This window comes from Streptomyces sp. 71268 (assembly GCF_029392895.1).
Classification (GTDB): Bacteria; Actinomycetota; Actinomycetes; order Streptomycetales; family Streptomycetaceae; genus Streptomyces.
On record NZ_CP114200.1, the window covers coordinates 4,851,559 to 4,871,978 of the forward strand.

20 protein-coding genes are annotated in these 20,420 nt (G+C 71.6%); 9 read left to right on the plus strand and 11 right to left on the minus strand.

What is annotated here, in order from left to right; translation table 11 throughout:
• Positions 1-47 precede the first annotated feature (47 nt).
• The 4 genes from OYE22_RS19065 to OYE22_RS19080 form a co-directional block, all read right to left on the minus strand.
• Positions 48-1,172: an ABC transporter substrate-binding protein gene (locus tag OYE22_RS19065; RefSeq protein WP_277321530.1), complete on the minus strand. Its 1,125-nt coding sequence runs from the start codon at positions 1,170-1,172 to the stop codon at positions 48-50.
• 140 nt (positions 1,173-1,312) lie between these two features.
• Positions 1,313-1,789: a GNAT family N-acetyltransferase gene (locus OYE22_RS19070; RefSeq protein WP_277321531.1), complete on the minus strand. Its 477-nt coding sequence runs from the start codon at positions 1,787-1,789 to the stop codon at positions 1,313-1,315.
• A gap of 111 nt (positions 1,790-1,900) precedes the next feature.
• The gene (locus OYE22_RS19075; protein ID WP_277321532.1) at positions 1,901-3,004 is read right to left on the minus strand and encodes a helix-turn-helix transcriptional regulator; all 1,104 of its coding nucleotides are present in this window, start codon (positions 3,002-3,004) and stop codon (positions 1,901-1,903) included.
• Between the two features lie 141 nt (positions 3,005-3,145).
• Positions 3,146-4,504 carry a tetratricopeptide repeat protein gene (locus tag OYE22_RS19080; RefSeq protein WP_277321533.1) on the minus strand — a complete coding sequence of 453 codons (1,359 nt, stop codon included), beginning with the start codon at positions 4,502-4,504 and terminating at the stop codon, positions 3,146-3,148.
• Between the two features lie 170 nt (positions 4,505-4,674).
• On the opposite strand from OYE22_RS19080, the gene OYE22_RS19085 reads away from it, so the two are divergent.
• Both OYE22_RS19085 and OYE22_RS19090 read left to right on the plus strand, forming a co-directional pair.
• Positions 4,675-4,974 (plus strand): hypothetical protein, encoded by a 300-nt coding sequence (locus tag OYE22_RS19085; RefSeq protein ID WP_277321534.1) that lies wholly within the window; start codon positions 4,675-4,677, stop codon positions 4,972-4,974.
• Between the two features lie 912 nt (positions 4,975-5,886).
• Positions 5,887-6,240 (plus strand): hypothetical protein, encoded by a 354-nt coding sequence (locus OYE22_RS19090; protein WP_277321535.1) that lies wholly within the window; start codon positions 5,887-5,889, stop codon positions 6,238-6,240.
• A gap of 210 nt (positions 6,241-6,450) precedes the next feature.
• Here OYE22_RS19090 and OYE22_RS19095 read toward each other — a convergent pair whose 3' ends face one another.
• Positions 6,451-7,257 carry a class I SAM-dependent methyltransferase gene (locus OYE22_RS19095; protein ID WP_277321536.1) on the minus strand — a complete coding sequence of 269 codons (807 nt, stop codon included), beginning with the start codon at positions 7,255-7,257 and terminating at the stop codon, positions 6,451-6,453.
• A 432-nt stretch (positions 7,258-7,689) separates the two neighbouring features.
• Here OYE22_RS19095 and OYE22_RS19100 point away from each other — a divergent pair, with 432 nt between their 5' ends.
• From OYE22_RS19100 to OYE22_RS19115, 4 genes are all read left to right on the plus strand, one after another.
• Positions 7,690-9,075, plus strand: a complete 1,386-nt coding sequence (locus tag OYE22_RS19100) for a glycosyltransferase (RefSeq protein WP_277324206.1) — start codon at positions 7,690-7,692, stop codon at positions 9,073-9,075.
• Positions 9,068-9,646, plus strand: a complete 579-nt coding sequence (locus OYE22_RS19105; protein WP_277321537.1) for a YbjN domain-containing protein — start codon at positions 9,068-9,070, stop codon at positions 9,644-9,646. The genes OYE22_RS19100 and OYE22_RS19105 overlap by 8 nt, the downstream gene beginning before the upstream one ends.
• 229 nt (positions 9,647-9,875) lie before the next feature.
• On the plus strand, positions 9,876-10,880 hold the full coding sequence (locus OYE22_RS19110; RefSeq protein WP_277321538.1) for a helix-turn-helix domain-containing protein: 1,005 nt from the start codon (positions 9,876-9,878) through the stop codon (positions 10,878-10,880).
• A gap of 109 nt (positions 10,881-10,989) precedes the next feature.
• Positions 10,990-11,355 carry a hypothetical protein gene (locus OYE22_RS19115; protein WP_277321539.1) on the plus strand — a complete coding sequence of 122 codons (366 nt, stop codon included), beginning with the start codon at positions 10,990-10,992 and terminating at the stop codon, positions 11,353-11,355.
• A gap of 314 nt (positions 11,356-11,669) precedes the next feature.
• Here OYE22_RS19115 and OYE22_RS19120 read toward each other — a convergent pair whose 3' ends face one another.
• The gene (locus OYE22_RS19120; protein WP_277321540.1) at positions 11,670-13,040 is read right to left on the minus strand and encodes an MFS transporter; all 1,371 of its coding nucleotides are present in this window, start codon (positions 13,038-13,040) and stop codon (positions 11,670-11,672) included.
• Positions 13,041-13,315: 275 nt separating this feature from the next.
• On the opposite strand from OYE22_RS19120, the gene OYE22_RS19125 reads away from it, so the two are divergent.
• A complete protein-coding gene (locus OYE22_RS19125) occupies positions 13,316-14,077 on the plus strand; it encodes a phosphoglyceromutase (protein ID WP_277321541.1) in 762 nt (253 codons plus the stop codon).
• Positions 14,078-14,272: 195 nt separating this feature from the next.
• Here OYE22_RS19125 and OYE22_RS19130 read toward each other — a convergent pair whose 3' ends face one another.
• The 4 genes from OYE22_RS19130 to phoU all read right to left on the minus strand — a co-directional run bounded on the left by OYE22_RS19130 (position 14,273) and on the right by phoU (position 17,004).
• Complete coding sequence (locus OYE22_RS19130; protein WP_277321542.1) at positions 14,273-14,494, minus strand: type II toxin-antitoxin system VapB family antitoxin; 222 nt, start codon at positions 14,492-14,494, stop codon at positions 14,273-14,275.
• 214 nt (positions 14,495-14,708) lie between these two features.
• Complete coding sequence (locus OYE22_RS19135) at positions 14,709-15,173, minus strand: hypothetical protein (protein WP_348652226.1); 465 nt, start codon at positions 15,171-15,173, stop codon at positions 14,709-14,711.
• A 328-nt stretch (positions 15,174-15,501) separates the two neighbouring features.
• Positions 15,502-15,657, minus strand: a complete 156-nt coding sequence (locus tag OYE22_RS19140) for a hypothetical protein (RefSeq protein WP_277321544.1) — start codon at positions 15,655-15,657, stop codon at positions 15,502-15,504.
• Positions 15,658-16,308: 651 nt separating this feature from the next.
• Complete coding sequence (gene phoU / locus OYE22_RS19145) at positions 16,309-17,004, minus strand: phosphate signaling complex protein PhoU (RefSeq protein ID WP_277321545.1); 696 nt, start codon at positions 17,002-17,004, stop codon at positions 16,309-16,311.
• 276 nt (positions 17,005-17,280) lie between these two features.
• Here phoU and OYE22_RS19150 point away from each other — a divergent pair, with 276 nt between their 5' ends.
• The gene (locus OYE22_RS19150) at positions 17,281-18,579 is read left to right on the plus strand and encodes an ATP-binding protein (RefSeq protein WP_176162331.1); all 1,299 of its coding nucleotides are present in this window, start codon (positions 17,281-17,283) and stop codon (positions 18,577-18,579) included.
• 45 nt (positions 18,580-18,624) lie between these two features.
• Positions 18,625-19,305 carry a response regulator transcription factor gene (locus OYE22_RS19155; protein WP_142217884.1) on the plus strand — a complete coding sequence of 227 codons (681 nt, stop codon included), beginning with the start codon at positions 18,625-18,627 and terminating at the stop codon, positions 19,303-19,305.
• A gap of 215 nt (positions 19,306-19,520) precedes the next feature.
• On the opposite strand, the gene OYE22_RS19160 is transcribed toward OYE22_RS19155, so the two are convergent.
• Positions 19,521-20,270, minus strand: coding sequence for a DUF461 domain-containing protein (locus tag OYE22_RS19160; RefSeq protein ID WP_277321546.1), 750 nt, complete (start codon positions 20,268-20,270; stop codon positions 19,521-19,523).
• Positions 20,271-20,420 lie beyond the last annotated feature (150 nt).

Consider the following 20,420-nt stretch of genomic DNA (forward strand, 5'->3'; position numbering starts at 1 on the left):
CGGCCGGCCGGGCTGGTTGACTGGCTGAGCGGCCGGCCGGCACCCCGTCAGACGCCGCGCACCACCCGGAACCGATCGGGCCGCTCCGGGTCCCGCTCCTCGACCCGCACCGGCGGCCAGGCCCACTGCCACACGCCGCTCCCGTCCGGCCGCGAGAACCGCACCGTCCCGCGCGTCCCCGGCGTCGCGACCCGCGCCCAGGCGGCGGCGACCGCCGCCCGGTCCACCCCGTGCGTACGCAGCACGTCGGCGAGGACGAGAACGGCGTCGTACCCCTCGTACGCCACGAAGGACGGCGCCCCGGCGAGCCGCGTACGCAACGCCGCCTCGACCCGCTCCCCGAGCGGGGTGAGCCGCTCGGGCAGGTACCGCAGGAACGGCACCCCCGCGCCCTCGCCCCCCAACAGCGCCGCCCACTCCGCGAACTCCGGCTGCCCGGCCGGCGCGCCCACGGTGACCTCGGCCAGTCGCGGGTCCCGCCGTACGGCCCTGACGATCGACACCGCCGGCTCCGGAAAGCCGACCAGCAGGAGCAGGGCCGTGGCGCCGTGCTCGACGAGCGCGTCACACAGGGCCGCCGGGCCGAGCGCCCGCGCGTCCAGCTCGACCACGGTGCCGCCGCGCGGAGCGAGGTGGTCCCGCAGGAGGCGCGTGCCCGAGGCCCAGTACACGCTGGGCTCGACCGCCACGGCGACGCGCCGGTGCCCCGCGTCGAGCAGCGCGTCCGCGTAGATCCGCCAACCGTACGACTGCGCCGGCGCGAGCCGCGCGACCCACTCCGTCGGCTTCTCGGTGAGCCCGTCGAGCACCGCCGACGAACACAGGAACGGCACCCCCAGCGCGTCGGCCTCGGCGGCGGCGGCCCGCGCCACGACGCTGTGGTACTCCCCGACCACGCCGGCCACCCCGAGCCCCGCCAACTCCGCGACGGCCGCCGTGGCCCGCTCCGGATCGGCGGCGGTGTCCCGCACCACCAGCTCCAGCGGCCTCCCGCCGATGCCACCAGCCTCGTTGACGTCCCGAACGGCCAACTCGGCCCCGGCGAACACGTTCCGCCCGGCCTCTACCCACCCGGGCGGCGACAGCGGCACGAGAACCCCGACCCGCACCGCTCCGTCGGCGACGGGGCGCTCCGCGCCCGGGGCTGGTGGTGGCGTCGGCGTCGCGTTCATGTGCTGGTGTCTCCCCGTGTGGACGGTTGGGCTGCCGTCAGCATGGTGAATCTTGGTGCCGGGTGTGAAGGTTCAGGGTCGCCGCCGGAGACGCGACGTGCGCTGCCGGCTGGGAACACGTGGACGCCGTGCCCCGCCCACTAGGCACGCAGCCGCTTGACCATGATGCCGAAGACGGGGGAGTCCTCGAACGGCTTCTGCTCTCCCACCTTCTCGTAACCCCACCGCTCGTACAGCTCCACGACCTTGGGGTGCGCCACGTCAACGAGCAGTGTCGCGACCTCGTCGCCACGGCTGCTCACGACCGCGTCGTGCAGGCGTTGCGAAGTGCCCGTCTTGCGCCACTCCTTGAGCACGAGCAGTTCGGAAAGCCCGAAGACGGGCACACCCACCGGCACGGAACTCGGCCGCTCGGAGCCCTTCCACCAGCCGCCTGGGGCGAACGAGCCGCCGTACGCGAAACCAGTCGGAACCTCGTTCTCGAAGCTGACGACGCACGACCACGACGGCTTCCCGCTCCACCTGTCGTAGAACCAACTGAAGCGCTCGCGGGAAAGGAAAGGGTCGCTTGAGCCGCTGTGAACGGCGCTGTGGAGGTCCAGAATGGTCTCGCGCACGGTGGCGGCTTCTGTATGGCTGTACGTACGGAGGCGCACTTCTCGCTCCCTTCCGAGGGCGTTCACGGGTTCTCGTTCTCGCGCGAGGGGCCTCCCCGCTCGTGGGTAGCGCTACGCGTGCACCTCGGCCAGCAACATCCGCAGTGTGAGCGAGTGCTTCGCCGGCGGCAGGGCGTCCATGGCCGCTCGCGCGACCGCCACACCCCCGGCCAGGTCCCCTGAACGGGCCAGCATCAGGCCCCTGTGCAGGGCCAGGTGGGTGGCGAACCGGGGAAGAGTGGGCGGGAGTTCGCGGTGGGCCTCCTCCTGCGCCGCCACAGCACCCTTCTCATCGCCGAGGCGGGCCAGTAGGAGCGACCGGAAAACGTTCAGCCGCCAGTACGGCACGGCGTAGTCCGAGGTCTGTTCGTGCGATCCCACCGCGTCGAATACGCGCCGCCCACGAGCGTCGAGTTCGAGCGCCGCCGCGCGGTCGCCGCGCATGGCGGCGACGTGCGCCTTACCGTAGACGGCGTTGAGGAGGCCGAGCGATGGCCGGTCCGAAATGGCCACCGCCTGGTCGGCGATCACGTCGGCCACAGGCAGCGAGGCTCCCTCGTACCCCAGGGCGATGGCGGCCCGGCCGCGCACCCACACCCGCGCGGCCTCATCTCCCGACTCGTCCGCCGCCCTGGCCGCCATGCGGTACCAGTAGACGGCCTTGGAGCCGTCCGAGCCGGGGAACGTCTTGGCGTACAGCGTCATGAACCGGGCGGCCACGGACCAGAGCTGCGGCGTGTCCAACTGCTGTTGCACGGCGACGAGTTCCCCGGAGACGCGCCGTTGGATGTCGGCCGCCCCCATGGACATGTAGTCCGTGCCGTAGGCGGAAAGCTTGCCTTCCCAGTCGTCCGCCGACGGGCCGCCGCGAAGCCGTGCGGCGAAGCCCTGGGACAGCAGGTCCGAGGCCACCACGGGCGCTATGGCGACCCCGGCGACATCGGTGAGAAAGGTACGCCGCTCCAACTCGTTCTCCAGGACAGCTAGGGGGACGTCAAGGACCGCCGACAGAGCGCGCAAGGAGAACGCTCCCGGCTCATGCTTCGAACACTCCCAGCCGCTCACGTACTCCCGGCTCAGCGTGGTCCCGAACTGTTTGTTGATTTCCGACGCCAAGCGCCCCTGCGACCAGCCGAGCGCCGAACGTAGCTCGCGGATCAGTTCCCCGATGCCCATGGGGTCATCATCATGTCCTCCATCTGATGTCGCGCCTGTAACTGACGTACTGACGAGCTGACTTGTTGCTACGTACCCACGAGATATCTCGTACCGCATTCCGGCTGTGTGGCGCGCGCGGAGGAATGAGTCGTGAGCGAACTACCTGGGCGCGACGTGACGGGGAACGACGTCACGCGCTCGCTCGAAAAGAGCGCGGGCATGCGGGTTACGGAGGTACGGGCGGAGGCGGGCGAACATGACGCGCATTTGCTCATCACAACGCCCCGACCGCACGTGGGGATATTCTTCGAGGGCCACACCCCACGTGGCGCAGGCTTCTTCCAGTAATCCACTCTGACACTGCCGATCCGCCAGCCGACCGGTGTCGAGGACCCGGCGGCGCGTGCGCCCCGGACCGCGTAGCGGTTTCAGTGCCTCGTGCATCGCGGTGACAGAGCGCGAGACGTTGCCCAGGCTGTACTCGACCTGAGCGCGGTAGTAGGCGAGGAGACCCGGATTCGCGAGGCCCACGACGGACTTGCCTGACTCGGGCTCTGCTTTGCTCAGTGAATTCTCAGCCTGTCGCAGCATGGAAAACGCCTCCGCCTTGTGGTGCGCGGCAGCGGCGGAATAAGCCTGCTGGGCGTAGAGATGCACGCGCATGTTGACGCTCACCTCCCGCGCGGGCCCGGCGGCCGCGTTGGCCAGTCTGAGGGCTGTCGGTGCCTGTCCCGAGTTGACTGCCTGTGAGCTCATTCCGTGCAACGTCAGGCAGTAGAGCGAGGGGTCGCCGGCCCCTCCGGCCAGTTCGAGCGCTTTTGAGTAATAACGTTGGGCGAGCCCGTGTGCGCCTTCGTCAACCGCCATGTAGCCAAGGAGGTAGCAGAACTCAGAGGCGGCGGAGAGCAGGTCCGACCGTACGGATTCCTTCGCAGGCGCGTGCAGAAGTGGGGCCACGTGGTTGACCAGAGACGCAGCCGCGATAGGGCGGGTTACCTTACCCCCCATGGCGTCATCCAACTGGGAGAAGTGTCTGATCATGGATCGGATCAGGGTGACGTCGGACGTGCCGACGCGGGTGAATTGCTGGGAGGTGACGAGGCTGCTGCGTTCTACGGCTTCCGCCCAGGACGGTACGGCGAATGTGGCCGAGAAGACGCTGGCGCTCAGTATGGTCCGACGCGAGGGGGCCATGTCCTGCCTTCCCAGAGCAATCAGGTCTTCGACAAGGTCTTCGTGAGTGGTACTCCCCACTTCGGCTGGGAGCGCGGGAAATCCCGCGTCGGCGAGCGAGATCGGCCGTCCCAGCTTTCTGGATAACGCTTCGAGGACCAGCGGACGCACGCGCTGAACAGGCAGGTGACCCTTGAGCCACTGATGGATGGATGGCTCGCGGTACCTTGTGGGCACGCCCGCTTCGGTTGCTGCGCGGTTGACGGCCTGCGCGAACTGGCGAAGCGTCCAGCCGGTCTCTTGGAAAATCTTTTCGAGCTCGGTGTTCGGCCCTGATGGTGGCATCTGGCTCCACGCTCCTCGCGCGCCAACGCTCTTAACCGATCTTAAGTCCCGGGACTCGTCCCACGGTACCGCTGTGCGCGCCCTGCCAGTTCTCTGGAATGGAAACACCGCACCCCATGACGGTGTGGCTGGCCTGACCGGATAACCCGCCCTCGTCCTCGGAGAGTTCCGTGAATGACCTTGACTGGACTCCACCCCCTTGCGACCGCCTGACCGTGCTGCCCGCCGGCCGGCAGTGGGATGCCGTGCGCACCGATATCGGCACCGCGCGGTGGGCGTTCGGGTTTCTCGACGCGATCGAGCGCAGCGCCGCGATCGTGGACGCGTACACCGGCAGCGTGCACTGGCTGGTGCCGCCGGGCGAGGTGGCGCGGGCCCCGTATGACGACTGGGAGCGGTTGCGCGGGCCTCGCTCCGGGGTGTCGCGTGGGCGCCGCCAACCGGGCGCGGTTCTCCTTCGCCCTGGCTAGGCTTCGGATGTGGCGCCCGAGCGCGGGGCAGGACGGAGGAAGCCTGACTGGCGGCCATGTTGGACACAGCGCGGGTATGGGTTGAGCGTCGAGGGCTCACTGAGCCAGACCGGTAGGGCGGCGCCTGACTAACCCAACGCCCGACGCAGCGTCGCCAACACGTCGATGTCGGGCAAGACACGGACAATCTCGGTAGCCGACGAGTTCCTCCAGCAGTACCGGTGCCGCGCCGTGCAGCACCTCGCGCAGGCAGGGGGCCAGGTCAGCCTCCGACCGAGGCAGCGTGACTCCACCGACAGCCGGGTGCCTTCGCGCTTGTAGCGGCCAGCCGGAAGCCCGACCTTCTCCGGGTGAACGCAGACCGGCACGCCATCGGGTGTACCGGTGGCCGTCGGCCGGATCGAAGGGGCACTTTTTCGTCGGTCGGTCGTACACGTCGAAATCCCCGAAGCGGAACCTGCGCGCAGGGCAGATTCCGCTTGCCGCGTGGTGCCCTTCGCCGCCGACGAAAGCCTCAGCCATGGTCGGAGCCTAGGGTCTGTCCGCACGTGATCTGCGGGTTGCCACGGGATGGCCGGGCTGCCGTCGCATGGCCCGCGGTCTGGACGACGGCAACGCCGCACCGGCCACCGGGAACGACGCGCACGTGGCCTCTGACCTGGCCTTCGGTCACGGTAGGCACCGTCGCGACACCGGGCGGCCCTGCGGCTGCCTGTGGAATGGCCGGTTCCTCCCTTCTGTGGCTGGCCGTCCCCCGCAACGCTGAACTGCCGGCAAAAAAGGTGCTTAACCGCTTATGGCGCAAGAAACAGGGATAGTCGCTAGCGGCAGCATGCTCGGTGCCCGTGTGACGCCCGCACTAGGGGGTCCCTGTCGTCACGAGGGTGAACCAACCAAAGGGGGAACATCCGAATGACACACACCGATCGCTCGAGCCTGCGGGTCCGCAGGGCGCTGACGAGCACGGTGGCCACCGCCGCCGTTCTCGGCACTGGCCTGCTGGGCTTCGCGGGAACGGCCGAGGCCACACCGCGCTCGTCCGCCACGGTCCAGAGCGCCACCAGCCAGGTGGCGAGCAGCGAGAACTCCGCCCAGTTGACCGCCGGATGGAGTTTCTACCGCGCCTACTGGAGCAAGAGCGCCTGCCTTTCCGAAGGCAAGGCGGGCAAGGCCAAGCGCTGGTGGTCCGACTACAACTGCAAGTACGAAACGGGGAACGACGGAAAGAAGAAGTGGTTCCTGTACGTGTACGACCGGCGGGTCTGACCAACTCCGGCTGAGTACGCGTAACGCGAGCGGATATCGGCGGCGGCCTGTCGAGTGCACCGGCAGGCCGCCGCTGTACGTCGCATCCGTTCGCCGCGCTTTCCGCGCCCTGCCTCATGACCGTCCCGTACACGTGTCCTCACGCGTCCCGGCCGTGCGATGGTCCGCTCGACCACCGCCCACACCCCACCGACCCCCGCCCCCCAAGCCTCACCCACCCGGCGCCAACGCCCCCCACGCCACCGTGACCTCGCCCTGTCGCCAGCGGGTGGGACCGTCCGTGAGGGGCCAGTCCGGGGCGAGGAGGCGTACCGAGCGCATCCAGCGTTGGCGGGCGCTGAGCGCGGCGTAGGGGGCGCTGGCCGCCCAGGCGCGGTCGAAGTCGCGGAGGAAGGCGTGTACGGGTTCGCCCGGCACGTTGCGGTGGATCAGCGCCTTCGGTAGGCGTTCGGCCAGGTCGGACGGGTGCTCCAGGGACGCGAGGCGGGCCGCGAAGGTGACCGTGCGCGGGCCGGTGCGGTCGAGGGCCACCCACACGTGGCGGCGGCCGATCTCGTCGCAGGTGCCTTCGACCAGCAGTCCGCCGGGCGCGAGCCGGGCGCGCAGGCGTTGCCACACGGCGGCCACCTCGGCCTCGTCGTACTGCCGCAACACGTTCGCCGCCCGGATGAGCACCGGCGCACGCCCGGCCGGGCCCGGCAGCGGCACCTCGAAGCCGCCGTGCGCGAAGCGCAGTCCCGGGCGCTCGTAGGTCCGGGCCGCCGCGACCCGCGCCGGGTCGATCTCGACTCCGACGACCTCGGCGTCGGCCCGTACCGTACGCAGCCGGCCGAGCAGTTCGACCGCCGTCCACGGCGCGGCCCCGTACCCCAGGTCGACCGCCACCGGGTCGTCGCTGCGGCGCAGCTCCCGCCCGTGGGTGGCGACGATCCAGCGGTCCATGCGGCGCAGCCGGTTCGGGTTGGTGGTGCCGCGGGTCACCGACCCCACGGGACGGTGCGGGGTACGGGGCGGCATACGGGCGAGCCTAGCCGCACCGTGCGCCAGCGCCGGCGCACGCCCGGTGCACGCCGATGCGCCGGGGTCACGGCCGGCGCCCGCCCGTACGAGGAGCTGGGGCCCGCGCGTACGGGGAGCGGCGCCCGCGCACACCAGGGGGCCGCGCCCGCGCGTACGTGGGAACGGCGCCCGCGCGAACCAGGAAACCGCCCCCGCGCGGCCCGGCGCGGGAGCCGCCGCACGCCGTCCGCCCCCGAGGGCCGATTCCGGCCGGAGGCACCGCGCCCGGCCAGCCCGCGTAACAACTTGGCAAAATGGAAATGGGAAGGACGCATTCCGCTGTTGCAGTCCTGCGGAGGGACCTCACGCCGTCTAAGGAGGCCACGCGCGGTGAGTCAGTACGCACCTCGGCAAGGCTCCCGGTCGCCGCTTCCGAAGCCGCGCAGTGGCCTGCTGGGCAGGGCGGCGGCCCGGCGTCCCCGGACGTTCGGGCGTTCGGTGCCGCGCCGGATAGCGATGCTCAGCGTCCACACCTCGCCGCTGCACCAGCCGGGCACCGGCGACGCGGGCGGCATGAACGTGTACATCGTCGAGCTGGCCAGGCGGCTCGCGGCCATCGACATCGAGGTGGAGATCTTCACCCGCGCCACCACCGGCGCCCTGCCGCCCACCGTGGAGCTGGCCCCCGGCGTCCTCGTCCGGCACGTGGACGCGGGCCCGTACGAGGGGCTGGCCAAGGAGGACCTGCCCGCGCAGCTCTGCGCCTTCACGCACGGCGTCATGCAGGTCTGGGCCGGCCACCGCCCCGGCCACTACGACCTCGTGCACTCCCACTACTGGCTCTCCGGCCACGTCGGCTGGCTCGCCGCCCAGCGCTGGGGCACCCCGCTCGTGCACGCGATGCACACCATGGCCAAGGTCAAGAACGCCGCGCTCGCCGCCGGCGACACCCCGGAGCCCGCCGCCCGCGTCATCGGCGAGACGCAGATCGTCCGGGCCGCCGACCGGCTCATCGCCAACACCGCCGAGGAGGCGGGCGAACTCGTACGGCACTACGAGTCGGAGCCGCACAAGGTCGCCGTCGTCCACCCCGGCGTCAACCTCGACCGCTTCCGCCCCGCGCCGCCGCACCAGCACCTGGCCGCGACGGCCCCCGACGTCGGCCCCGAGACGTCCCCCGAGGCCGTCGCCGCCAGCCGGGCCGCCGCCCGCGAGCGGCTCGGGCTGCCGCAGCACGCCCTGGTGCCGCTGTTCGCCGGGCGCATCCAGCCGCTCAAGGCCCCGGACGTCGTACTGCGGGCCGTGGCCCACCTGCTTACCGAGCACCCGTCGCTGCGCGACCGCGTCGTGCTGCCCGTCGTCGGCGGCCCGAGCGGCAGCGGACTGGCCAAGCCGGAGGGGTTGCAGAAGCTCGCCGCCCGGCTGGGCATCGCGGACCTGGTCCAGTTCCGGCCGCCGGTGGGGCAGGAGCGGCTGGCCGACTGGTACCGCGCGGCGTCCGTGCTGGTCATGCCCTCGTACAGCGAGTCGTTCGGCCTGGTGGCGGCCGAGGCGCAGGCGTGCGGCACGCCGGTGATCGCGGCGGCCGTCGGCGGACTGCCGGTCGCCGTGCGGGACGGCGTCAGCGGCTTCCTCGTCGACGGCCACGACCCCGCCGACTACGCGCGCACGCTGCACCGCTTCGTCACCGCCCCCGACCTCGCCGCCCGCATGGGCGCCGCCGCCGCGCGCCACGCGCAGTCCTTCGGCTGGGACGCGGCGGCCGCCGCGACCGCCGACGTCTACGGCGCGGCGCTGCACGAGCGGCGCGGTCGCCTACGATCTACGCATGGGTAACCACGCGGAAGCCGGCCCGGTCAACGACGCGGAAGCCGTCATCGAGAGCACCCTGCGCGAGGCGGAGCTGGAGTGGGAGCGGGCGGCCGACGGCGCGTACGTCGTCACCCTGCCCGGTACCCGCAAGCTCTCCACCACCTGCTCGCTGCGTGTCGGGCGCCACTCGCTGTCCGTCAACGCCTTCGTCATCCGCCACCCCGACGAGAACGACGCGGCCGTGCACCGCTGGCTGCTGGAGCGCAACACCCGCCTGTACGGGGTGAGTTACGCCATCGACCGACTCGGCGACATCTACCTGGTCGGCCGCCTCCCGCTGGCCGCGGTGACCCCGGACGAACTCGACCGGCTGCTCGGCACCGTCCTGGAGAACGCCGACGCCAGCTTCAACACCCTCCTTGAGCTGGGTTTCGCGTCGGCGATCCGCAAGGAGTACGCGTGGCGCACGGCCCGTGGCGAGTCCACCCGCAACCTCGCCGCCTTCACCCACCTGACCGGCGAGGGGCGGCCCGGCCCCGACGCGGACGCGGAGCGCGGCGGTCCGGGCGGCGGCCCGGCGTCCGACCGCGCGTAAGCCCGTGACCCCGTAACCCCGCGTCCCCGGACCCCTTCAACCCCCTAACGCCGCGACTCCGTAACCCTGTGACCCCGGCGGTCCCTTAACGCCGTGCCCCCAACCCCTCAACTCCGGACCCTCGCCCGTCGGGACATGTCTGGTTCATCCGGCATGCAGCCTTCCGTCGCCGGTCGTGCCTACGGTCGTCGCCGACGCGTGGGGGTCGCGACGGGCGAAGGGGGCCGGCGTGCTGTCCGTGGTGTTCCGGAGTGATGACCTTCCGGCAGAGCAACGCTTCGACGCCTGGCGGGAGTTGAGCGGCAGGGCGGTGCTCAGGACGCTGATGGACAGCGACCGCGCCGCGGACTTCCGGGCCACGTTGCGCGCGGGTGGCCTCGGGCCCGTACAGGTGTCGGCCATGACGTACCAGAGCCTGCGCTCGCGGCGTACGCCGGCGCTCATCCGGGCCGCCGACCCCGAGCTGTACCAGCTCGCGCTGGTGCGCGGCGGGCGCCAGTGCATCACCTGGCGGGACCGGGAACTGGTCCTCGGCCACGGCGAACTGCTCTTCTACGACTCCTCCCGCCCCTTCACCGCCGAGATCCGCACCGGCGAGGCGGCCGCGTCGTCGGTGGTGGTCCAGGTGCCACGGGAGTTGCTGCCGATGGACCGCGTCCGGGCGGACGGGCTGCTCGGCACGCGGGTGCCGCCGGACGATCCGGTCGGGTCGCTGCTGCGGCAGTTCATCGACGCCGTCGCCCGCCCCGCCGGTGCGGGCGTCGCCCCGTACACCCCGGCCGACGCGGGCCGGCTCGGCCTCGTCCTCACCGACCTGCTGACGGCCCTGCTCAGCCGGCAGTACGAGCGGCGCCCCGGCGCGGCCGTGGCCGGCGCCGACCGGGAGACCCGACTCCTGTGCGTACAGGCGTTCATCGAGCGGCACCTCGGCGACGCGGAACTCAGCCCGGCGGCCGTCGCCGCCGCACACCACGTCTCGCTGCGCTCCCTGCACCGGCTCTTCGAACCGGTGGGGTTCGGGGTCGCCGGCTGGATACGCGCCCGGCGCCTCGACCGCTGCCGGCGCGACCTCGCCGACCCGGCCCTGTCCCGGCGCACCGTCCGCGCCATCGGCGCCACCTGGGGCTTTCCGCGACCGGCCGACTTCAACCGGGCGTTCCGGGCGGCGTACGGGCTCTCGCCGGGCGAGTACCGGCGGCTGGCCGGGGCGCCGACGGAGTGCGCCGAACGCTAACGGTCGGGCACGCGCTGCGCATCACCTGCCGGGCGTCGTCCGCGAGACTCGACAGCGCCGCGGCAGGCACCGCTCCACTCGACCAGTTCCACTTCCAGGGGGTTGGACCATGAACAGGGCAAGGATGGCCACCGCTGTGGCCGCGCTCGGCCTCGCGGCGGGAACGCTGGCCACGGCGGCCCCGGCCGCCACCGCGACCACCACGGCTGCCGCCAGCACTGACCGGTCGGAGGTCTCCGTCGCCTCCGTCCGGGGCACGGTGCACGGCGGGCACTCGATCTGGGAGAAGGTGAACCCCTTCCAGAACAAGATCGGCGTCACCTTCGAGGACGACACGGTCCTCGCCTCGTGTAAGCGCTGGGGCGCGGACGGCAAGTGGTGGTACTGGGTCCGCTTCGACATCGACGGCGTCAAGGGCCACGTCTCGCACGACGCCACCAACATTACCCACTCGCACCTGCCCAAGTGCGGCTGACCAGCCACGTCCCGGTGGCGCCCCCGGCTCACAGCCGGCCGGCCGCCGCCGACCCGCCCGTGACGACCCGCCCGTGACGACCCGCCCGTGACGACCCGCCCGTGACGACTCGCCCGTGACGACTCGCCGGTGACGACTCGCCGGTGACGGCGCGTTCGTGACGACCCACCCGGGACAACTCGCCGGTTACGGCGCGTTCGTGACGACCCACCCGTGACGGATCGCCGGTAACGGCCCGCCCGGCCCGGTCCCGTACGGCCGTCAGCCGTACGCGTACGCCGGGTCGGGCGGGCCCGTGCCGGAGGCCGGCCGGCTCAGGGGGCGGCGGGCGCGCCCGCCGGCTCCGCGCCGGGGGCCGCCGGCGCGTGGGCCGTGCCCGGCGCCTGCGCGGCGCCCGCCACCGGCGCGTCCACAACGCCTGTCGCCGGCGCGCCCGCCGCCCCGGCGTCCGGCTTCAGCACCTCCACCACCGCGTCCTCCGCCGGCAGCGCGCGCATCAGCAACCAGTAGCCGAGCGCCGCGGCCGAGCCCACGACCGCGCAGCCGCCCCACAGCCATTCCGCGCCGTACCGGTCGATGACCTGACCTGCGATCAGCGGTGCGGCGAGCGCGGCCACCGACCACGACATGGTGTACATGCCCTGGTAGCGGCCCCGGCCGTGGGTGGGCGAGAGGCGGACGACCAGGCCCATCTGGGTGGGGGAGTTGACGATCTCGGCCAGCGTCCAGACGCACACGGTCAGCGCGTACACCCCGATCGACCCGGCGAACGCGGTGAGCCCGAACCCGTAGCCCGCCAGCAGCGAGGAGACGATCAGCAGCCGCTGCGGGTCGCGGTGCTCGATGTAACGGGTGACCGGGATCTGGAGGGCCACGATCAGGATGCCGTTGACGGCGATCGCCACGCCGAAGTCCGAGCTGGAGAACCCGTCGGCGCCCATCGCCACCGGCAGCGCCACGTAACCCTGTTGGAAGATCAGGGCGATGAGGAACGAGAGCCCGACCACGCTCATGAAGCGGCCGTCGCGCAGCACCGTGCCGAGCCCGACCTCCGGCTCGACCACGGCGCCGCTGGCGTCCTTCGCCCGTTCGGGACGCGACTCGGGCAGCTTGATGAAGACCAGCACCGCGCAGATCAGCGTCATGACGGCCTCGCCGACGAACCCGGCCCGGTAGCTGTACTCGGCGATGAAGCCCGCGCCCATGGAGGAGAACGCGAAGCCCAGGTTGATGGCCCAGTAGTTGAGGGCGAAGGCCCGGACCCGGTCCTCGGGGCGCACGATGTCGGCCATCATCGCCTGCACGGCGGGCCGCGACGCGTTGCTGGCCATCCCGACGACGAAGGCCACCGCGGCGATCGCCACCGGGTGCGTCATGAAGCCGAGCACGGCCACCGACACGGCGGTGGAGAGCTGGGCGATCAGCATCGTGGGCCGCCGCCCGAGCCGGTCGGTCATCACCCCCGCGCCCAGCGACGAGACCACGCTGCCGAGCCCGTGCAGCGCGGCGACGAGCCCGGCGAACGTGGCCGAGTAGCCGCGCTCCAACGTGAGGTAGAGGGCCATGAAGGTGGCGACAAACCCGCCCAGGCGGTTCACCAGGGTGCTGGTCCACAGCCACCAGAACTCCCGCGGCAGACCGGACACGCTCTCGCGCACGGCCCGTCTCATGGCGGTAGCGGACATGACAATCCTCCGAGGGGCGAAACAACGGATGAGAACGTGGGGGAGGTGGCGGGTAGCTCCGAGCGTGCGGCACGCCATGTAAGAGGCTCTGCCAGTAGTCGTAACTTACGTCGAACGGGCTCTCGACTGCTAGTCATTTGGCGGAAACCGTCAACTGTTGCGCTGGTCACGCGGCCGCACGCGCCCCGCGCGAGCCGCCGAGCGGGCCTACCGGGGGCAGCCCGGCCGGCCGGGCGGGCAACGGGCCGCCACGGGGCGTCCATTACGCTCGGGGCATGGCCGACGCACCGTACAAGCTGATCCTGCTCCGCCACGGCGAGAGCGAGTGGAACGCGAAGAACCTGTTCACCGGCTGGGTGGACGTCAACCTCAACGACAAGGGCGAGAAGGAGGCGGTCCGCGGCGGTGAGCTGCTGACGGAGGCCGGCCTGCTGCCCGACGTGGTCCACACCTCGCTCCAGAAGCGCGCCATCCGCACCGCGCAGCTCGCCCTGGAAGCCGCCGACCGGCACTGGATTCCCGTGCACCGCTCCTGGCGGCTGAACGAGCGGCACTACGGCGCGCTCCAGGGCAAGGACAAGGCGCAGACCCTGGCCGAGTTCGGCGAGGAGCAGTTCATGCTCTGGCGCCGCTCGTACGACACCCCGCCGCCCCCGCTGGAGGACGGCGCCGAGTACTCCCAGAGCGAGGACCCGCGCTACGCCGACATCCCGAGCGAGCTGCGCCCGCGCACGGAGTGCCTCAAGGACGTCGTCGTGCGGATGATGCCGTACTGGTACGACGGCATCATCCCCGACCTCCTCGCGGGCCGCACCGTCCTGGTGGCCGCGCACGGCAACAGCCTCCGCGCCCTGGTCAAGCACCTCGACGGCATCTCCGACACCGACATCGCGGGCCTCAACATCCCCACCGGCATCCCCCTCTCCTACGAACTGGACGCCGACTTCCGCCCGACCAACCCCGGCGGCACCTACCTCGACCCGGAGGCGGCGAAGGCCGCCATCGAGGCGGTCAAGAACCAGGGGAAGAAGAAGTAAGCACATCGAAAGAGCCCCCTACCTGCGGTCACTGGCAGGCAGGGGGTTCTTTTGCGCGCTCGGGCCGTCTGGGGGGCGTGGTGCGGCGCGGGCGCCTCAGGCGATGTGGTGGACGTTGTGCTCGCTCAGGTCGGATGCGTGCCGGGCGACAGTGCGGCAGCCGTCAGACCAAGCCGGGTGTGTCGAGCAGGTAGATCACCGGTTGTTCTTCTCCGCCTGGTGCATTCGATCGGCGCCCTCGACGGCACCCCACTCACGCGCACGCTCGAAGTGTCGGCTGATCTGTGCCGCTCGCTCCTGCCGCTCGACGTAGAAGCGCAAAGCGAGATTGACCGCCTCCTCCCTGGTCCTGACCTTGGACAGCGCCAAGACGCGCTCCAAGGCGTCCTCGTCGATGTCGGTCCGTGTCACGGACATGTGGCGACCTCCGCGCGATGTTGGTGGTGTACGGAGAAAATCAGGCCGCCAGCGCCCCGCGCGAGGTTCCCGTGTGTGCGGTCACGGCGGACACCGCCGGTCGATCCAGGAGCCGTGCGCCCGGCTCTGCCCTGCGGCTCGCCGCCGCCCGCCTGGGGCGCGTCGACGCCGCCCCGGGCCAGCCCCCGTCGCACGGCACGCGCCCAGACCGGCGTCAGCCGTTGAGCGGCAGCGGCTCGTGTCGGTGCCAGACCAGGTACCGGTCCTCACGACGCAACTCCGCGGAACCCCATTCGACGCGCATGACGCCCGCCTCCATCGAGCAGGCATAGGCGACGAGGACGAGCCGCACGTCCTCGGGGAGTAGCTCCAGGTCAGGGTGTACCTCGGAGTCATCGAGTTCTCCCAAGCCCAGGTCGAGTGCCTGCTGCATGGGTGGCGGGCCATGACGGCGGATCAGGTCCGCTCGGAAGCCGGAGGACCGAGGGAGCCGCGCGGTGGTGACGGGGACGTCCTTCTTCGCGTAGCGGAGTGGGTAGATCAGGCGGCCACGGACGAGCATCATCGTGCGTCCCTGCATACGCACGGCTTCTCCCAGTCCGGAGAGGCCGGCGGCCAGTTCCTCGTACTGCACCGCGTAGAGACCATGCCCGTAGGCTTCGAGCGTCTGCGTGTGCACGCCCTCATGCCCGGTCCTGGCGCGTTCATGAGCCCGGCGGAGGCAAGCCGGGACGATGTCCGCCAGTTCACCGGCTATGTCTCCGAAGGTTTCACGTGCCCATTGGCTGGCCGAACCCACGACGTACCGCCCTTCTCAGGTGGTCCTGCAGCAGAGCACCGAGCAGCGTCCCCTTGAACCGTGCTCTGGTCAGACGAGTCGCACAAGGTGGCATCGAGTGCGCGCCCCGTACGCAACGGCCTCCCACTCGCGGTTTCCGCGCGGGTGGGAGGCCGTTCGGCGTAGCAGCGGGTGCGTGGTGCGCACCCCGCGGCGCAGCCGCTTACCGCTAGCCGCAGCCGCCGGAGCAACTGCACGGGCCGCCCGACTGGCAGCCGCACTGGCAACCGGAGCCGCACCCGCAGTTGCCGAGCAGTGGCCGGGCCGGGGTCGGGGTGGGCGGCTGCTCCGTCGGGGTTGGGTTGGAGGTCGGGGTGTCTGACATGTGAGTCCTCCTCGCAGGCGTACCGCGGAGCCTCCAGTGAACGTCGGGCCCCGAGGGGCGCGGAACGGCGCGTAAGCGGCGCGTAGGCGCATCGCGGTCCGTACGCCGCGAATGCCCGCACGCCCGTCGCTACGCCACCAAAACCCGCCCCGCCCAACCTCGGTCACCGCAACCCGGCCCGACCTGCGCGGCAGCCGGCCGTACCCACCCCGCCCGGCCGCGCCCCGCGCCCCACCGCCCCGCGCCAGCCCCACCGGGCCCCGTCCCGCGCACCAGCCAACCTCCATCCCCGCTTCAGGGCGCCCGGCCCAGCCCACGTACCCGGACCGACCGCGTACGCCCCGTGAGGCCGGGACCACACCCGTACCCGTACCGCAGACAAGACCCGCCCCCGGCCCGTACACGCCAAAGGCCCGCGCGCCGGCCAGGCAGGAGACCGGAGCGCGGGCCCACGGGAGGGCGCGCGAAACGAGCGGAGAAGGAAGGAGGAAGGAGAAAGGAAGGGCGGAGGGGAGAGGAAGAAGGGGAGCAGGGGAGCAGGCAAGAGGGAGGGGAGAGGGGCGGGCGCCGGGCTCAGGGAGGGGGGCCCGGCGCCCGCATGGCGGCCGTGCGCCCGGCCGCGAGTTACCCGAGTTACCCGGGACGCGCGGGTTACGCCGGTGACTCGGTGTCGACCGGTGCGACCGGCGTGGCCGGCGCGATCTCGTCCGCGTGCTCGCCGGTGACCAGGTAGACGACCCGCTTGGCCACGGAGACCGCGTGGTCGGCGAAGCGCTCGTAGTAGCGGCCGAGGAGCGTCACGTCCACGGCCGTCTCGATGCCGTGCTTCCAGCGGTCGTCCATCAGGTGCTGGAAGAGCGTGCGGTGGAGCATGTCGATGGCGTCGTCGTCCTGCTCCAACTGGAGCGCCAGGTCCACGTCCTTGGTGATGATCACCTCGGCGGCCTTGGCCATCAGGCGCTGCGCGAGCTGGCCCATCTCCAGGATGGTGGCGGCCAGGTCGCGGGGGACGGGCGACTCGGGGAAGCGCAGCCGGGCGAGCTTCGCGACGTGCTGCGCGAGGTCGCCGGAGCGCTCCAGGTCGGCGCTCATCCGCAGGCTGGTGACCACGATCCGCAGGTCCGTGGCGACCGGCTGCTGGCGGGCGAGCAGGGCTATCGCCCGCGCCTCGAGGTCGTGCTGGAGGTCGTCGACCTTCTGGTCGGCGGCGATGACGCTCTCCGCGAGCTTCAGGTCCGCATCCAGCATGGCCGTGGTGGCCCTGCCGATGGCCGATCCGACGAGCCGGGCCATCTCGACCAGACTTTCACCGATCGAATCGAGCTCCTCGTGGTACGCGTCCCGCATCACTTACCTTCTCTCGCTGGGGGTCCCGTAGGGCTGTCAGCCCCACGCTCCCACGGTGTGGCCGAAACGAGTCCGGTTCCGGCCCGCCAAGTAAACCCATCACGACCTAACGGTGAACTCTCGGCAACCCCCGTGGTCCGAGTGGTGTCGTACGTCCCGGCCTGAAGCCTGGATAGTGAACCGGTCGCGTCCTCGTGGTGAACTATCGGCAACGTCTCACCTGGTCGACCCCCATTTGGCTGTGGAGCGGTCCGAGCAGGCGCCTAACCTGGAGCCATGAACGTGGACGCGGCAATCGCCGCTGTGGCAGCGATCGCCGGGCTCTGCACCGGCGTCATCGCCATGCTGGCGTTCCGCTGGAGCGAGCGCGACCAGGCGAAGCCCACGCGCTCCTCACTCCACACCGACGCCGCGCTGCCGCCCGGTGTCGACACCGTGCTCTCCGTGCTGCGGTCCTCCGCGGTCGTCCTCGACGAGGAGGACGCGGTGGTCAAGGCCAGCTCGGCGGCGTACGCGCTCGGTCTGGTGCGAGGCGGGAAGCTCGCTGTCGAACCGATGCTGCACATGGCCCGCGACACCCGTCGCGACGGTGAGATACGCCAGGTGGAACTGGACCTGCCGCGCCGTGGCACGGGCCGCGGCGAGGCCCTCGCGGTCTCCGCCCGGGTCGCCCCGCTCGGCTCCCGGCTGGTGCTGCTGCTGGTCGAGGACCTGACCGAGGCCCGCCGCATCGAGGCCGTACGCCGCGACTTCGTCGCCAACGTCAGCCACGAGCTCAAGACCCCGGTCGGCGCCCTGTCGCTGCTGTCCGAAGCCGTCATGGACGCCTCGGACGACCCGGAGGCCGTGACCCGCTTCGCCGGCCGCATGCAGATCGAGGCGACCCGGCTGACCAGCCTGGTCCAGGAACTGATCGACCTCTCCCGGGTGCAGAACGACGACCCGCTGGAGGACGCCGAGCCGGTCCGCGTGGACGAACTCGTCGCCGAGGCCATCGACCGCTGCCGCCACCAGGCCGGCACCAAGCAGATCACGATGGCCACCGGCGGCACCGCCGACCTGCACGTGTGGGGAAATCGCGGCCAGCTCGCCGCGGCCCTTGGCAACCTGGTGGAGAACGCGGTGAACTACAGTCCGGCGCGCACCCGCGTCGGCATCGCCGCCCGGCGCATCGCGGCCCCCGGCGGCGACCTCATCGAGGTGGCCGTGACCGACCAGGGCATCGGCATCTCGGAGAAGGACCGCGAACGGATCTTCGAGCGGTTCTACCGCGTCGACCCGGCGCGCTCGCGCGCCACCGGCGGGACCGGCCTCGGCCTCGCCATCGTCAAGCACGTGGCCGCCTCGCACGGCGGGGAGGTCACGGTGTGGAGCGCTGAGGGCCAGGGCTCCACCTTCACCCTGCGGCTCCCGGAAGCCGGTGGCGTACGCGACCGGGCCGAGGCCGCGGCCGCCTCCGGGCGGCGCAAGGGCGGAAACTCCTTGATCGAGCCGGACGACCTCGACGACGAGGACCCCGACCGTTCCTATGAGACCTTCACCAATGAACCCCCTCCCGTCGCCCACCACCCGTAGCTGGAAGGCGCTTCGCGCCCCTGAGTTCGCCCCGGAGGTCCTTCCGTGACCCGAGTGCTCGTTGTCGAGGACGAGGAATCGTTCAGCGACGCTTTGTCGTACATGCTCCGCAAGGAGGGTTTTGAGGTCGCCATCGCGACAACGGGCCCCGAAGGGTTGGACGAGTTCGAGCGGAACGGCGCCGACCTGGTGCTGCTCGACCTCATGCTGCCCGGCCTGCCCGGCACGGAGGTCTGCCGCCAGTTGCGCGGGCGCTCCAACGTCCCGGTCATCATGGTGACCGCCAAGGACAGCGAGATCGACAAGGTCGTCGGCCTGGAAATAGGAGCCGACGACTACGTCACCAAGCCCTTCTCCTCCCGTGAGCTGGTGGCCCGCATCCGCGCGGTGCTCCGCCGCCGCGGCGAGCCCGAGGAGGTCACGCCGGCCGCCCTGGAGGCGGGCCCGGTGCGGATGGACGTCGACCGGCACGTGGTCACCGTCTCCGGCGGCAAGGTGGACCTGCCGCTCAAGGAGTTCGACCTGCTGGAGATGTTGCTGCGCAACGCCGGCCGCGTGCTCACCCGGATGCAGCTCATCGACCGCGTCTGGGGCGCCGACTACGTGGGCGACACCAAGACCCTCGACGTGCACGTCAAGCGGCTGCGCGCCAAGATCGAGCCCGACCCGGGCGCGCCCCGCTACCTGGTGACCGTCCGCGGCCTGGGCTACAAGTTCGAGCCGTAGACCGCACCGGGCGGCGCCCCACCCGGCGCCGACCCCGCAACGCCGCGAGGGCGGCCCCCACGGTCGGGGGCCGCCCTCGCGGCGTTGCCGTGCGTACGGAGCCCGCCGGGCGGGCCAGGCGTCGTACGGGCCGGTTCGCGGCCGTACGACGCCGGACCGCACCGGCGCGCGGGCGGGCCCGGGTGGGCCGCGCCGTCACGTCGGTGCGTCAGGGCTCAGTGGCCGGCCGGGGCTTCCTCACCCTGGGCGCCGTCCTGGGCGTCCTGCTGGCCCTGCTGCTCACCCTGCTGCTCGTCCTGGGCGTTGCCGGTGGGCGTGCCGGTCGGCGTCTGCTCGTCCTGGCCCGGCTTGCCGGTCGGGTCGCCGCTCTCGTCGTCCGACGGCTTGCCCGACTCCTTGTCGCCCGGCTTGCCCGTGGGCTTCACGGTCTCGGTGGGCTTGGTGGTCGGCGCGGGGCTCGGGCCCCACTTGGCGTAGTCACCCTTGGCGGGGACGACCAGCACGCGCAACGCGACGTCGCCCGTCTTGCTGAAGTCGAAGACGATCTTCTGGGCGTCGCCGACCTTGGCCGCCTCGTGGCCGCCGACGATCTCGGCGGAGGCGTTCCCCTCGCCGCCGAGGGTCAGCGAACCGCCCTTGGGCACGACCAGCGGGCCCGAACCCTTCGCGGGCTTCAGCTTGACCTCGGTGTTCTTGCCGTCGACCGTGACGGCGCGCAGGACCTGGTCGGACGAGCCGTTGTTGAAGATCTTGGCGGTGAGGGCGGCGGGGCCCTCGTCGTCCAGCTCCGGCTGGGTGATCACCGTGGCGTTCTGGACCGCGATGTCGCCGACGGTCTTGTGGGCGTGGTCCGGGTTGATCTCCATCGTCTGCGAGTCGTTCCCGGCCGCGCAGGCGGAGAGCGGGGCGATCGAGAGCACGAGGGCGGTGGCGGCGAGGGCGCCGCGTCGAAGGCTGCTGCTCACGGCGGCGGCATCTCCTAGGACGAGCTTCGGCGGCCGAACGCTGGGCCCGGTCGCGGATGGACGGCGGGGGCGGCGGTGAGCTGCCCGTAAAAGGATCTATCAGCGCGCTTAGGTTACCGACCCGCCGTCGAGAGCACGCACCCGACCCGC